We start from the raw sequence: 14032 nt of genomic DNA on the forward strand, positions 1-14032 counted from the left end.
CGTTGGCGCCGCCTGGTTCGCGACTACGAGCGCCGCTGCGACGTCTCCGAAGCCATGATCCACGTCGGCATGGGCGCGCTCCTCATCAGGCGCATCGCCCACCCATGACCATTCTCAAACGGGCACTTACAAGGTCGGCCAACACAGTACGAGGGATCCTCTACACCACCACCTCCTCTTCGGTGACAATCAAGGCTCTCCTGGATGGCATCTGCCTGGGTGACGTCGGTACGCCATGCCTCGGCTTTTCCGCCGAAGTTCCTGCGAAGTAGCTGGTCTGCAAACGGCCAGACTACGCCACGGGTGTGAGCCCAGGCGGCTTGCGTCTAGGTCTGCTCACAAAGGTAGAGCCGATGTTCAGGTGGCAAACCCTCGACAGCCGCTAACCGCCTCGAGCGGTCATCCGTCAGGGCGGCTGGTATAATGCCGCGCCGACCCAATTGGCCCGCTCGGCTGGCAGCCCTGCTGGCAGTGGCTGAGGCGCGTCCCTTCGACGCGCGGTGCTGGAACTGCGGCCGCTTTGCGCTGGCCGCGGTCGAAGCCTGCCTCGGGCAGAAACCACGGATCCGCATCCTGCCCGGTCTCGAGGCCACGGCCGACAGCGCCGGCTTCCCGCGTTTCCCACCGACCTTCGCCCGACCGGGTGACGTGGTGCTCGCCGGCGATCCGCCACGGCTCGGCGTGGTGGTGGAGGGCGGCCGTGCTGCCTTCGTCGGGCCCCGCGGCCTCGTGCGCCAGCCGCTCACCACCTGCACCACCGCCTGGAGGATCGGCTGACGGAGCCCTCGCGGCAGTGCGGCTGATCCGCTTCCGTGACCTGCCCCTCGTTCTGCCGCGATGCCGTGAGGTCTGCTCATGCCCGCCGCCATCCCCCTTGTCGCCGTCGTGGCCTCCGGCATCGCCTCGGCCGCGGTCGGCGGCGGCATCGTCGGCGCCCTGGTCGGCGCCGGGGCCGCCCTGGTCGTCACCGCCGTCGGCGGCGCCATCTTCCCATCCAAGAAGCCGAGCGCGCCCACCACCCCGGCGCCCACCGGCTTCGACGCCAGCGCGCCCGGCGCCGGCCGCACCCAGTCCTTCCGCCAGCCCATCACCGAGCACCAGATCGTCTTCGGCCGCTGCAAGGTCTCCGGGCCGATCGTCTTCCTGCACTCGGCCACCGATGATCAGGGACGGGCGGACGGCTACTTCTACGCCGTCGTGGTGCTGGCCGCGCACCAGGTGCGGGCCATCGGCGAGCTCTGGCTCGGCGACACACTGGCGAACGATGCGAAGTTTGCCGGCCTGGTCCGGGTCGATCGCCACCTCGGCGCGCCCGACCAGGCGGCCAATGCCAACCTGGTGGCCGAGACCGGCGGGAAGTGGACGGCCGCGCACCGCGGCCGCGGTCGGGCCTACATCGCGGTCCGGCTGAAGATCACCGCCGAGGCCTTCCCCTCCGGCCCGCCCAACATCGCCGCCATGGTAGAGGGGGCGGATACCATCCTCGACCCGCGCACCGGCCAAGTGGGATGGTCGGACAACCCGGCCCTGTGCCTCGCCTGGTACCTGACCGCACCCTTCGGCTGGCGCGCCTCCTGGGCCGACATCGACATCCCCGCCCTGATCGCCGCGGCCAATGTCTGTGACGAACTGGTCGGCACCCGCCGCGGCGTCTACGAGCGGCGCTACACCTGCAACGGCCGGGTCTCGCTCGGCGAGGGCAAGATCGCCATCACCCGCAAGCTGGTCTCCGCCATGGCCGGCGCCCTGGTGGTCTCGGGCGGACGCTTCTTCATCCACGCCGGGGCGCCGGCGCTGCCAGCGGCGACGCTGACCAGCGATGACCTGCGCGGCGACGTCACCATCCAGGGCAGCCGGCCGCGGCGCGACCTCTTCAACGGGGTGCGGGCGGTCTATGTCGAGCCGGCCGCCAACTGGCAGCCGACCGACGCGCCGCCGCTGCTGGCCAGCAACTACGTCGCCGAGGACGGCGGCGAGGCGATCTACCGCGACATGGAGTTCCCGCTCACCACCTCGGTCAGCACGGTGCAGCGGATCATGAAGGCCGAGCTGGAGCGCGACCGCCGCCAGCGCGAGGTGGCCTTCCCGGCCAACCTCTCCGCCCTGCGACTGCGGCCCTGGGAGGGGGCGATGGTCGCACTCGATCGCCTGGTGCCCTTTCCGGCGCGGGTGACCGGCTGGTCGCTGTCGCCGGATGGCGGGGTGAACCTGACCCTGGCCGAGGAGGACGCCGCCGTGTGGGGCTGGGACCCGGCGGTGGACGAGCGCGCCACCAACGTGAGCCCCTCGGTGGTGTTGCCCAACCCCGGCGTCATCGCCACGCCGGCCTCGATCGCGGTCGAGACGCCGCAGGGCACCGCCTTCGCCGCCCTGGCGGTGTCCTGGGCGGTGGTCCCGAGCGCGCATCTCGCCGGCTACGAGGTCGAGTTCCAGCCCGCCTCGGTCGCTGCCTGGCAGGGCTACGGGGCGGGGCTGGGCGCCACCGCCGCCGCGATCCCGACCGCCGAGCCAACCGCCTTCCGGGCCCGCGCCGTGGCCCGCAGCGGCGCCGTCTCGGGCTGGCGCGAGGCCCTGGTGCCAGGCACCGTCTCGGCGGCCACCGCGAGCGGCATCACCGGCGGGATCCGGCTCTCGGGTGGCTTCCCGGCCGACGCGGTGCGGCTGCAGGTGTTCGAGGCGGCCTCGAACAGCCTGGCCGCGGCCACGAAGCTCGCGGCCGAGCCGACGGGCCTGTTCTTCGACCGCACCGGGCTTAGTGCCGGGCAGACCCGCTGGTACTGGCTGCGCGCCGTCTCGGCCGAGGGCAACGTCTCGGCGCTGGCCGGACCCGTCTCCGCCACCGCCCTTTGATCCGGAGGCGCCATGCCCGCCCGCATCGACGACCTGCTGGTCCTCAATGCCAACCTCAGCAAGACCGACTTCGCCAAGTATCTCCGCGACCGCGAGGCGGTGCTGCCCAGCGACTTCGGCGGGCTCGGGGACGGCGTGGCCGACGACCGCGCCGCCATCCAGGCCGCCTTCGACCGGGCGGCTGCGGACGGCAAGATGGCGGTGATCCCGCCCGGCACCTGGAACGTCTCGGCTGGTGTGGTACTCGGCGGCGGTGCCCGCGGCCTGATCATGCGCGGGGTGCTCCGCTACACCGGCACCGTGCCCGCGACGGTGCTGACCCTCGGCGACGGCGGCACCACCCGCAACGGCGAGAAGCTCTATGCCAACCTGCAGGTGGTGCGGCAGACCCAGTCGGACTGGGGCAGCGAGGCCGATATCGGCATCCTGGCCCGCAACCTCGATGCCAGCGTGCTCGATGTCCGCCTGGTGCAGGGCTTCACCATCGGCCTGCGCACCCTCGGGGACGGCCGCGGCTTCGAGGACAGCACGCTCTACCTGCACCGCTTCCTCAACAACCGCATCGGCCTCGACATCCGCTGCGCCACGGCCACCGCCTGGAACACCTCGGTCCGCTACTACGGCGGGCACTTCGCGGTGGCGACCGGCATCAACCCCACGCTCGACCGCTTCGGGATCCGCCTCTCGGCCGAGCCGGGGGCCTACACCAACCACAACCGGCACGTCTTCGACGCCCCGAACTTCGAGCTGCGCCAGCTCGACCCGAACGTCGCCATCCCCTTCCTGAACGAGACCAACGGCTCGGCCATCATCGGCCGGGCGCTGCGCATGGAGGCCTGCTCGCCCATCGTCGCCCGGCACACCGGGGCAGCGCAGGACTGCGAGTACGAGGTCGCCTGGGCCAACACCTACGCGGTTGGAATCGACTACACCGCGACCGCCACCCGCTGCGGCAATGCCGTCCTCAACCGCCACCGCGCCCCGGCCTCGCGCCACCTCCGCCTGCTCGGGGCGGTGCCGAACCTGCGCGCCGCCGCCTTCCGCCACAGCGCCACCGAGATCGGGGTGGAGGGCCTGGCCGCGGTCGCCACCTCGACCACCGCCGCGACGACCCTGGCCGGGCTGTCCTTCAACGGCCTGGACGGCATCGCCGCCACCAGCCGGGGGCTGCTGCTGGATGCGCAGAAGGGCTTCGCCTTCGTGGTCGACACCCGCGCGGCGAAGGAGTTCGCACTCGCCCACTGGCTGGTGGGCGGCGCCGATGGCGGGCGGCTGTTCGTGCGCTGCTTCGACGCGGCCATGACCGTCCGGGAGAACATCGCCGGCGACGTGCTGGCTTCGCTGACCACCATGCAGTGGAACATCCCCTCCAAGGCCTGGACCGGCGGTGCGGTGATGGCCGACGCCTCGCTGAACCGGCGGATGACGGTGCGGCTGGCCGAGGCGGTCGTCTATGCGCAGATCGGCATCGTCGGCTTCGACGGGCAGATCGAGCTCGAGGCGCTGCGCCTCTACGGCCTGCCGGAGCACGCCCCGGCGCTGCTCTGCGGCACGCCCACCCTGCCGGTGGGCCAGCGGGAGTTCGCCGCGGAGGTGTCCTGGGACTTGCCCAACCTGGCGCCGGGCGCGACCAGCCTGCTCGACGTCACCGTCACCGTCACCGGCTGCCGGCAGGGCGACCTGGCGCAGGCGGCGCTGGCCTCCTCGACCCGCTTCATCGAGCTCGACGCTGCGGCCTGGACCAACAACATGGTCCGGGTGATGGCGCGCAACATCTCGCCCTCAGCCACCTTCGATCTCAGCCCGGCCACGCTCTCGGTGCAGGTCACGAAGCGCCGCATTCCGTAGTGCCGGTCGCGGCCGCCGAAGCGGGACGCGGGCGACGAGCCGTTCAGGCTTTTCGCCTCAGCCACTCGATGTCCCGTGTCTGTTCCCCCTTCCAGCTCATGAGCAGGTCCCACCTGCGGCCGACGGGATCAAAACGGGCGTAGGCTCGACCGCTGTCATCCTGGCCAGTGGAGACATGTCGCTCCCACCACCGTTCGGCCCCCCGGAGGGCCTTCCATCCCTCTGGTCGTCCACCCTGAACCGGTAGTTCCTGGAGAATGCGATAGAAGGTTGTGCGAGAGACAAATTCCCCGACCACAACCTGGAGGCTGTCACGGAGCAGGTTCACATTGGGTCTGAGCGCTGCCAGCGCCGCCGCGAGTTCCTCCTGTAGTCGTGCCACGGCTGGTCTCGACGGCGCCGGCCGTGATGGGACCGCGTCGAGCCGTGCCTGCAATTCCCGTACCCTCTCCAGAGCCGCTTCTAACGCTGCGTCGCGCTCCGGCGCGACCGGTGTAACAGACTGCGCTGGGACGGATGGCGGCCGTGCTGCCTCGTTAAGCTGCTCTGCTAGCCGCGCGAGCTCCGCCTTCATTTCGAACAAATGCTGCTCGAGAACGGCTACCCTCGCCTCCGCAGTGACGTCGGCCACGCTGCCCTGGCCGAGCACTTCGCCTACCCGGTCCGGTTCGAGCGTACCCTCGCAGCGCAGAAACCAGTCGAACGCGACGTCTCCCATCGGATCGCCCAGCCAACGCCCCGAGCGAGAGACTCGGATGCCAGCAGCCCCGAGCCGGGCCTGTGCCTCAGCAAGCGCGCCGGCTAGTCCCCGGATCAGAACCCAGGTCGAGCCCTCGCCCCCGAGCACGGCAAATGGTTGCCCTGGTGCAGCCTCAGCCTCCACCGCGCTAACATCAATCCGATCACCGGGAAGCAGCGGATAAACGACACCACGCCAGACGGCGCCCGGCCTCCCGCCAGGCAGATCCCGAAGGGTGCAGGGACAGCGCTGTACCAGGGTTTCGCCGTCAAAGACCGCAATTTCAATCTCGCTTCGCATCGCTTAAAAAATGCTACATCATATGGAACTATTTCACTTTAAGTATATATTCCTAGAGGGCTTTCTGGGTGTTGACAGAGTTGCTTCGGGCGCTGGCGCCATATCTGGCCTGGGAGCCGGTCATCTACTCCATTCTGGCTTTCCTTTCGATCTGGGCCGGTTACTCCGCGGTCCAGCTCCGGAAAGCTACTTCTGGTCTGTGCAGCGCCTTCGCCGACGCTCGTCGTGCTCTTGGCGATGACCCGGACCCGGTCGCTTTCGCCTACTCGTACGAGAGTACCTCATCCACTCTGGCGCAGGATCCACTGCTGGGGGGCTCATGGTGTCGCCTCCGGCAAAGCCTGATTGTGCCTTCCGGGGCGGGTCAGCCCGTCGTGAGCACGACCGAGCCGCGCCGCTGGTTCGACCTCGCCGCGCTTTTCCGGTCGGCTGGTGCAGATCTCCGCTATCATGCTGCGCTTCCGGGCCTATTGGTCGGCGCTGGCCTCTTCGTGACGTTCCTTGGCCTTGCAGCGGCGCTCTCGGCGGCGGGCGAGGTGGTTGCCGAGGGCGTGGATCAGGCGCGCCGCAACGCGGCGCTGCGTGACCTCCTCGGCTCGGCATCGGTGAAGTTTGTCACCTCTCTCGCCGGGCTCGGCCTCTCCATCTGGTATGCCCTGTACCGGAAGGGGCGCCTACAGGCCGCCGAGACGGAGATGTCGGCTTTCCTGGCTGCGCTGCAGGAGCGGCTGCCCCTGAAGACGCAGGCGGCGCTGCAGGCCGAGGCTAACGTGATTCTTGCAAAGCAGTATGCGGATGTGCAGCGCATCGGCAGCGACTTCTTTGTCAACCTCGGCAGCACCCTCGAGCGCGAATTCGACGCCGGCCTTCAGCAGCATATCAAGCCTCTGACCGAGGCAATTGACAGGCTCTCATCCGGGCTCGCCAATCAGAACGAAGACGCGCTGCAGGCCATGCTTCGGGCCTTTCTCGAGAAGCTTGAAGGTGCCGTTGGCGAGAGCATGCGCGGGACTGCGGCCACCCTCGAGGCCCTCGGCAGCCGCCTTGACGGCCTTCAGGGCGCGATGGATGCCGCTGCGCAGCGAATGGGGCGCGCTGCCGAGGACATGGCGTCCAGGCTCGGCCGGGGTACCGAGGCGGCCCTCGGAGGCATCACAGAGCAGATGACGGCTCTGGTGCGCGGGCTCCGCGAGGCCGCCGAGGAGGCGGGGCGGAGTAATCGCGTGGCAGGCGATGACATGGCGCGCAGGATGGCAGAGACAGCCGATGCGCTCACCGCCGCCGTTGCCGCGTTCCAATCCCGTCTGGAGGAGGGAGCCGCTGACGGGATCTCGCGCCTGACAGCCCCGATCGAGGCACTGCTGCAGCAACTGCGGGAACTCGCGGAGGGTCAGCGGCGCGCGGGCGACGAATCCACCGCGGCGCTTGCCGCGACGATCGGTCGTACGGCGACGGCGCTTGAAGGCACGGCGTCGAAGGTCGCCGAAGTTCTCAACGGTGGAGCTGCTGATGCCAGCGGACGGCTGGTCGCCGCTACCGAGGCCATGCGGGACGATTTGCGCGAGGTTCTAGCCCGCTTCGGCGCGACGCTCGACGACAGCAGCCGGGTCCTGACGAGAGGCGCGGAGGCCGGCGGGGACGCATTGAGGGGTGCGGCTGCCGCTTTTGGAGAGGATGTTATCGCAGGCGCAGCCAAGCTGCGGGAAGCGGCGGAGGCGGCAGGGGCCGCGTTGCGTGACGGCGGGAGCGCGGCGAGCGTCGGCATGACGGAGGCAGCAAGCACGCTACGGCAGGGTAGCGAGGGGCTGGGCCAACGGCTCGGCGCGCTTGGTGACGCATCAGCGGAGTTGGCGCGGCAGACTGAGGCACTCGACAAGGCGCTGAGAGCGGCGACAGCACCGGTGGCGGCCGCGACAGTTGACCTACGGGCGGCGGCTGAGGCTGCGCGGGACGCGCTGGGACCCTGGCGCGACACCGCCCAGGCGCTCCGCAGCGCCGTAGACGGCTTGCTCGGCGCCGCGGCGGCAATGGAAGCCGCCCAGCGCGGCGCCGGTGATCTTTCTGTGCGCCTTGCTCAGGCGACGGAGCGCTTCGGCGGGCTCGACGAGGGCCTCGCAAGGACGCTGCGCGCTTTGCAGGAAGCTCTGGCCGGCTACCAGCGGCAGATTGTCGAGTTCGTCTCCGGCCTCGACCAAGGCCTACAGAAGAGTGTCAGTGGCCTCCTTGCCGTCGCGCATAGCCTGGAGGACTCCGTTGAAGAACTCGGCGGTGAGCGGCCGCAGCGGCGGGCGGGCGGCGGCCGATGAGCGAGCACGGGTTGGCGGAGGAGGCCGAATCCGAAGGTTACTTCGCCTCCGTCAGTGACCTGATGGTGGGCGTGCTCTTCGTTTTCCTGCTCATGCTTACCGTCTTGGCATTGAACTTTCGCGACGACAGCGTGCGCCTCGACGAGCTGATCGCCCGCGCGGAGCGCGCCGAGCAGGCCGCGCAGGTGGAGAAGGCCAACGCGGAAGCCGCACGAGCGGAGGCCGAGCGCCAGCTGGCAGAGGCCGAGCGGCAGGCGGCAAGGGCCCGCGCGCAGGAAGAGGAAGCCGCCCGGCTCCGGGCGCAGAACGAGGCATTGCGGGCACGGCTGCAGGAGGCCGCCAACAAGCTCCGGCGCGAACTCGCCGATCGCGAGGCGGCGCGGAACGCCCTTCTGCAGCGCCTTGCTCGCGGGCTGGAAGCGCGGCGGATCCAGTTCATTCTGGATCCAAGGTCGGGCGTCCTCAGGTTGTCCGATGCCGTCCCGTTCCCGACCGGGGGCAGCGAACTCACCGACATAGCACGACGCACGGTGACTGCGCTCGGGGAGGTGCTGGCCGAGGTGCTGCCATGCTTCGCACATGGCACGCCGCGCCAGAACTGTGATGAGACTGACATGCCGATCCTCGAAGCGATGCTCGTCGAGGGGCACACCGACCGCCAGCCCTTCGCCAACATGACCGCGGCGGAATCTCAGGCACGGAATGACCTCCTTTCCACCGCCCGGGCCCTCACGGTCTTCGCCCAGCTCCGGCAGCAACAGCGGATGCTCGACGATCTCAGGAACCCATCCGAGCAGCCGCTTCTCGGCGTGTCCGGATATGGCCAGCGGCGTCCGCTGCCTGAGGCCCTTACACTCTCCGAGGCGCACCTCGCGCAGAACCGGCGTATCGACCTGCGCTTCATCCTTTCTGCCCGCACCTCCGACGAGATCCGGCGGCTGCTGGAGGATATCGCGGCACTACAGGCGGGGGGCGTCAGATGACTGAAGCTATTGCCGCCCTGCGCGAGCTCGCCGCGCTACGGGACCTGCTCCAGCTAAAGCCGGCTCTGCCCGAGCATCCGGCCTGCCTCCAACAATCTGCTGATCTGTTCCGGAAGGAACAGGCAGCGGCCCTGCCGTCCGGAGAGGTCCTGGAAATTCTGCGGGAGGAACTGCGGCAGGCCTGCGCGGCTGGGGCGCCGTCGCAACTTCCCGCGCGCATGCTCCGTCGCGCCCCAATGGTGTTCTGGGACCGTGACCCCCAAGCCGCAGCCTTCCCTGGTCTTCTAGAGACGTTTTTGGAGGCGGCGGCGGCGAAGCCTCGCTGGCTCCGCGAACTCATGGAGGCCTGGCTGCGCGACTTTGGCCCGGATCGAGCGCGCCTTCCCGAGGCTGGCCGTGCGGCGGCGAATCTGCTGGCGCTGACGCGCGATCCGCGGCTCCAGCCCTGGGATCGGGCGCATCGGCGCTACGCCATGTTCGACGCTGCGCGCGGACCCGAGCGCGTCGGATCCGCCCTGCTCAGTGGTGCCGAGCCAGTGGAAGCGGTTCTCTCCGAAACCGGAATGGATGACCCTATCCGGGCTGAAGGCCGCTTCTTCCGTGCCGCCGTCAAGGCGATGCTGGCGGCGCTGCCGGCTGCGCTCCGCAGCCCCGGCGCGGGCGAGGCCTGGGCGCGGGCCGCCGCCATCCTGGAGGTGCAGCGCGTACGACGCGACAGGTCGGGGCGCGAATCTACAGAGCCAACGCTACGCGTACCCGACTTGGCGGGAGAGGTCATCGCAGCTTGCCTCAACCCGTGGCTACGCGACCCGCCAGCGCCAAGCGCCCCACGAGAAGAAATCAAAGCCTTCCTCCTGCGTGTGGTGGGCGACCCGCGGCTCCGGCCGGAGCGCTGGCGCGCGGCGCCTGAGGCATGCGCCCAACTCATGCGGAGTTGGCTTGCTGCCGCATCTCTCGAGACCTTCTTCTCGCTGATCAGCGAGACCAACGACGACCCGCAGTGGCGGTACAGGCGTGCGTTCTGGCGCGCCTGCCTCCGGAAGATGCCGAGAGACCGTCCCGCCGAGGTGTGGGTGGTGCTCGGCCCCGGGATGGCCGCACGGGCGAAGGCAGTGAAGGACCTCGCGAACGCCCACGGCCGAATGGAGGCCTCGGGGCAGTACGGCGAGCAGGCCGTGCTGCTCCTGCGGCTTGGGAATATCGTGCTGAGCGAGTGGAGCAACGTGGGGCCCGTGCGGGCCTGGGAGATCGGCGACGCACGCTGCCCCGCGTTGTACAGCCAACGCTATGGCGTGGAGGAGCTTCGCGCGAAGGGCCTCGATTTTCCCGATCATCCCATTTTCGGTAATGGCGGCTCGTTTGATGGGAGAGGCCTGCGGCACAACACGCCGCGCAATGGCCTCTGGCAGGGCTGCGCGGCGGCCTTCCTGCAGAACCACACCGAACTCCGCCTCACGCCCAAGGACTACATGACGATATGACCACGTCGCTCCGGTTCGCGGCATCGCCTGTCGCTGCTGGCACCGAGCTGCGCCTCGTCGTGAGCGGCGAGGTGGTTCCGCCCGTGTCGTGGGGCCTCTCGGGCCATCCCGGAGCCGACCTTGCACGGCGGCTCGTACTTGAGGACTTGGCCATTGAGGCCGACGATTATCTGCTCGTCGAGCACGCAGCAGTTGCAAGGCTCACGGCGGCGGAAGCTGCGCGCTTGGACCTGCCGCCTGCTACGGCGCTGCGCGCGGTGGTCGAGGGCAGCGGCATCATGCTGCGGCCCGACTTCACCGCATCACTGCGTTGGACACGCCCGGGCGGTCAGAACGTCCTTGGTGTGCAGCGCGTCGGCGCATGGCTGCGGGAGGCGGACGGTTGGCGGCGGCTGCCTGAAACCCTTTTCGCCGTGGCAGAGGCGGTTGACCGCTACGCGGCGGAGGCGCAAGAGGGCGACGCGCCCCGCTTGCGCGCGCTCGCGGCCCTGCGGGAGGCCCTCCCTGCTGCGGCGGTGACTGGGGCCGCCGAGGCGAGCGGGCTGCTTGGCACCGTTATGATCCTCGAGGCGGATGCGCTATCCCTCGACGCGATCGGCCAGGGCGATGACCTGCAGATCGTCCCGGTGCTGCACCGCGCCGGCGACGGCGAGGCCCCGCTCCTGCCCGACGACCGCCAGCGCTCCTTCGGCAGGGACCAGTTCCTCCGCTGGCCGACCGCACGCGGAGTCTACACGCTCCCTGGTGGGGTATACGTCGTCCTGTCGCCGCCGTTGCGGCAGGCGCTCGAGGTGGCCCGGCGCATCGCGGCGGGCCCGCCCGCCGAGCGGCGCTCCTTTCTCCGGGAACCGCGCGCCGCCATCCGCGCCGCCATCGGCGACGAGGCCGACGCCGCAGTGCTCGACTCCCTCGTCGTCGAGACGCCGGCGTGGTCGGAGCGCGTCGTGGGCCTCGGGCTCTGGCAACCCCGCGTCCTTCCCTGGGTCGAGGTCTCCGGCAACGACTGGTTCGGCGGCGGCGAAGCGAGCACGGAGGAGGGTGCGGGCCAGCGTGGCATCCTCGTGGGCGACCGGCGCGTGCCGCTGACGCCGCAACAGGCCGAGCGGCTCTCTGCCGAGATCAGGGACGCGATCGCCGCCGGCCGCCCAAATGTGCCGGTCGACACGCCGGACGGACCGGTCGACGTACCCGCGAGCGAGGCGACGGCCGCTTCCTTGGCACCGCTGCTTCCGCGGCGGCGCGACGGCGGGGAGCAGGGGGTCCCTGCACCCGCCGAGGTGTTGATCATCAAGCCCAATGAGACGTCGAGGGACATCGAGGCGCTGGTGCAGCGGCGCCCGGCACCGCGCGCCGCGGCTCCGATGTCACTCCGGACACCCCTGAAGGAGCACCAGCGGGAGGGGCTCGCCTGGCTCCAGCGCAGCTGGACGGCGGGCAGCCCGGGCGTGCTGCTCGCGGACGACATGGGGCTCGGCAAGACGTTGCAGGGCTTGGCGTTCCTGGCGTGGCTGCGCGAGGGAATGGCGGCCGGCAAAATTGCGCGTGCGCCCGTGCTGATTGTAGCGCCGACTGGGCTCCTCGAGAACTGGCGCGCGGAGCACGAGCGCCACCTCGTCGCACCCGGCCTGGGCGCGCTGGTCCAGGCGTACGGGAAAGAGTTGGCGGGTTTTCGGTTGCCCTCCGGCGGACCGGTGGGACTCGATCTGGCGGCGCTGAGGGGCGCCGACTGGGTCCTGACCACCTATGAGACGCTGCGCGACCACGACCGAGACTTCGGGGCGGTCCGCTTCGCCGCGATGCTGCTGGACGAGGCGCAGAAGGTGAAAACACCCGGGATTCGGCTGACCGACGCGGCGAAGGCTATGAACGCGGACTTCCGCGTGGCCTTGACGGGGACGCCCGTCGAGAACCGCCTTGCCGACCTCTGGTGCATCGTGGACGGTGTCGCCCCTGGCCACCTCGGGGATCTGCGGCACTTCAGTTCCACATACGAGGCCTCGCCCACCGTGGAGCGCCTCGCGGAACTCAAGGCCTCGCTGGACCGCCCGATCGGCGGTCGACCGCCCCTCCTGCTTCGCCGCCTCAAGGAGGATCGCCTCCCTGACCTCCCGCCTCGCAGCGACACCGTGATGCGCGCCGAGATGCGCGGCGCTCAGCTCGCAGCCTACGAGGAGGCCGTAGCGCTCGGTCGGAGCGACCAAGGCGCGGGGCGCGTGCTAGAGGCGCTGCAGCGCCTGCGTGCGGTGAGCCTGCACCCGGACGCAGAGTCCGCGGCGGACGACGCCGATCTGATCGCAGGCTCCGCTCGCCTCAGCGTGGCGCTCGGCGCTCTTGACGCCGTCGCGGAACGCGGCGAGCGCGCGCTGGTCTTCCTCGACGACCTCGCGATGATGGCGCGGCTGGCGGGGCTGCTCCAGCGGAGATACCGGCTTCCCACGGCGCCGATGACCATCAGCGGCAAGGTCGCGGGCGCGGCGCGGCAGGCGCGCGTGGACAGGTTCCAGGAGGCGCCGGGTGGCTTCGACGTGATGCTGCTGTCGCCGCGTGCGGGTGGGGTCGGGTTGACCCTGACGCGGGCGAACCATGTCATCCACCTGGCTCGCTGGTGGAACCCGGCGGTGGAGGACCAGTGCACCGGGCGGGTGCTCCGGATCGGCCAGGAGCATCCGGTGACCGTGCATGTTCCGCTCGCCGTCCTGCCAGGCGGCAAGCCGTCCTTCGACGAGAATCTTCACGCTCTGCTTGAGCGCAAGCGGAGGCTAATGAGGGAGGCGCTCATGCCGCCGGACGCGCGGCCGGACGATCTCGCGGCGATGCTGCGCGAAAGCCTCGCCTGAGGACGCCGCGCTACCGGGCCACCCGGAGCAGCGCAATCCTGAGCGAATACGGCCCGGTTCGCTGTACGACAACGTCTTCGCCTTCGCGCGCCCCGGCCGCCCGGAAGAACTCCCGCACCGGCCCGCGCTGACGCAGGATCATCTTGTCGCCCGCGACGTCCGTGGTGATCGTCGGTCCCGGCTCGAAGGTGACCGTCAGGAGGCTGGGAGCCGCCGCCTCTGCGTTCGGCCCGCCGATAACGTCGTCGGGCAGCAGGTATCGGACCGTCCGCAGGTAGACGTGACCGTTCCTGATGTTCCCGCCCGTCAGCCGCACGACCCCGCTCTCCCCTGCGCCGATGGCAGGCAGCGGGCGCGCGGGCGGCCCTGCCGGCCTGACAATTTCCGCCACCGCGGTCGCCGAGGCTGACGCGCCGGCGTGTCTGTCGTGCGCCGTCCCAACCGCGGCTAAGGGGTAAGCGCGGCCGGAACACCCTTCTTCCCAATCGTGCCGGTGCTGTGGTGCCTCGCCTTCAGGTGGGGAGCTTCGAGCCGACATTATGGTCGACGTTAATGACGACACGGGTGGCCGCGGATATCGCCGGGTAGAGGTGCTGACGGGTCCTGGACGCCGTCGCCGGTGGTCGGAGGAGGCCAAGGCGCAGATTGTCGCGGAGACGCTCGCACCCGGCGCCGTCATCGCCGAGGT

The 14032-nt window shown here is 70.0% G+C and carries 10 protein-coding genes and 1 pseudogene; 9 read left to right on the top strand and 2 right to left on the bottom strand.

Annotated elements, in window-relative coordinates; all coding sequences use genetic code 11:
• The 4 genes and pseudogenes from CR165_RS23165 to CR165_RS23180 form a co-directional block, all read left to right on the top strand.
• A pseudogene (locus tag CR165_RS23165) lies at nt 1-108 on the top strand (IS5-like element ISRso1 family transposase); the annotation flags it as partial.
• A gap of 315 nt (nt 109-423) precedes the next feature.
• Nucleotides 424-777 (top strand): DUF6950 family protein, encoded by a 354-nt coding sequence (locus tag CR165_RS23170; RefSeq protein ID WP_109519271.1) that lies wholly within the window; start codon nt 424-426, stop codon nt 775-777.
• 78 nt (nt 778-855) lie between these two features.
• Nucleotides 856-2850: a phage tail protein gene (locus CR165_RS23175; RefSeq protein ID WP_109519272.1), complete on the top strand. Its 1995-nt coding sequence runs from the start codon at nt 856-858 to the stop codon at nt 2848-2850.
• A 12-nt stretch (nt 2851-2862) separates the two neighbouring features.
• Nucleotides 2863-4698, top strand: a complete 1836-nt coding sequence (locus tag CR165_RS23180) for a glycosyl hydrolase family 28-related protein (RefSeq protein ID WP_109519273.1) — start codon at nt 2863-2865, stop codon at nt 4696-4698.
• A gap of 43 nt (nt 4699-4741) precedes the next feature.
• On the opposite strand, the gene CR165_RS24755 is transcribed toward CR165_RS23180, so the two are convergent.
• The gene (locus CR165_RS24755) at nt 4742-5737 is read right to left on the bottom strand and encodes a hypothetical protein (RefSeq protein WP_146202026.1); all 996 of its coding nucleotides are present in this window, start codon (nt 5735-5737) and stop codon (nt 4742-4744) included.
• Between the two features lie 374 nt (nt 5738-6111).
• On the opposite strand from CR165_RS24755, the gene CR165_RS23185 reads away from it, so the two are divergent.
• Genes CR165_RS23185 through CR165_RS23200 form a run of 4 tightly spaced genes read left to right on the top strand, consistent with a single transcriptional unit; the run spans nt 6112 to nt 13344 of the window.
• Nucleotides 6112-8043, top strand: a complete 1932-nt coding sequence (locus CR165_RS23185) for a hypothetical protein (protein WP_146202027.1) — start codon at nt 6112-6114, stop codon at nt 8041-8043.
• Complete coding sequence (locus tag CR165_RS23190; RefSeq protein WP_109519275.1) at nt 8040-9026, top strand: OmpA/MotB family protein; 987 nt, start codon at nt 8040-8042, stop codon at nt 9024-9026. Before CR165_RS23185 ends, CR165_RS23190 begins: the two co-directional genes overlap by 4 nt.
• Nucleotides 9023-10507 (top strand): EH signature domain-containing protein, encoded by a 1485-nt coding sequence (locus tag CR165_RS23195; RefSeq protein WP_109519276.1) that lies wholly within the window; start codon nt 9023-9025, stop codon nt 10505-10507. The genes CR165_RS23190 and CR165_RS23195 overlap by 4 nt, the downstream gene beginning before the upstream one ends.
• Complete coding sequence (locus CR165_RS23200) at nt 10504-13344, top strand: DEAD/DEAH box helicase (protein ID WP_109519277.1); 2841 nt, start codon at nt 10504-10506, stop codon at nt 13342-13344. The genes CR165_RS23195 and CR165_RS23200 overlap by 4 nt, the downstream gene beginning before the upstream one ends.
• A gap of 10 nt (nt 13345-13354) precedes the next feature.
• Here the strand turns inward: CR165_RS23200 and CR165_RS23205 are convergent, their stop codons facing one another.
• Nucleotides 13355-13660: a hypothetical protein gene (locus tag CR165_RS23205; RefSeq protein WP_109519278.1), complete on the bottom strand. Its 306-nt coding sequence runs from the start codon at nt 13658-13660 to the stop codon at nt 13355-13357.
• 223 nt (nt 13661-13883) lie between these two features.
• Between CR165_RS23205 and CR165_RS26190 the strand changes: the two genes are divergently transcribed.
• Nucleotides 13884-14032: transposase (locus CR165_RS26190; protein WP_146202028.1), on the top strand; the 149-nt coding region annotated here is incomplete at its 3' end.

The organism is Teichococcus aestuarii (genome assembly GCF_003116135.1).
Lineage (GTDB): Bacteria > Pseudomonadota > Alphaproteobacteria > Acetobacterales > Acetobacteraceae > Pseudoroseomonas > Pseudoroseomonas aestuarii.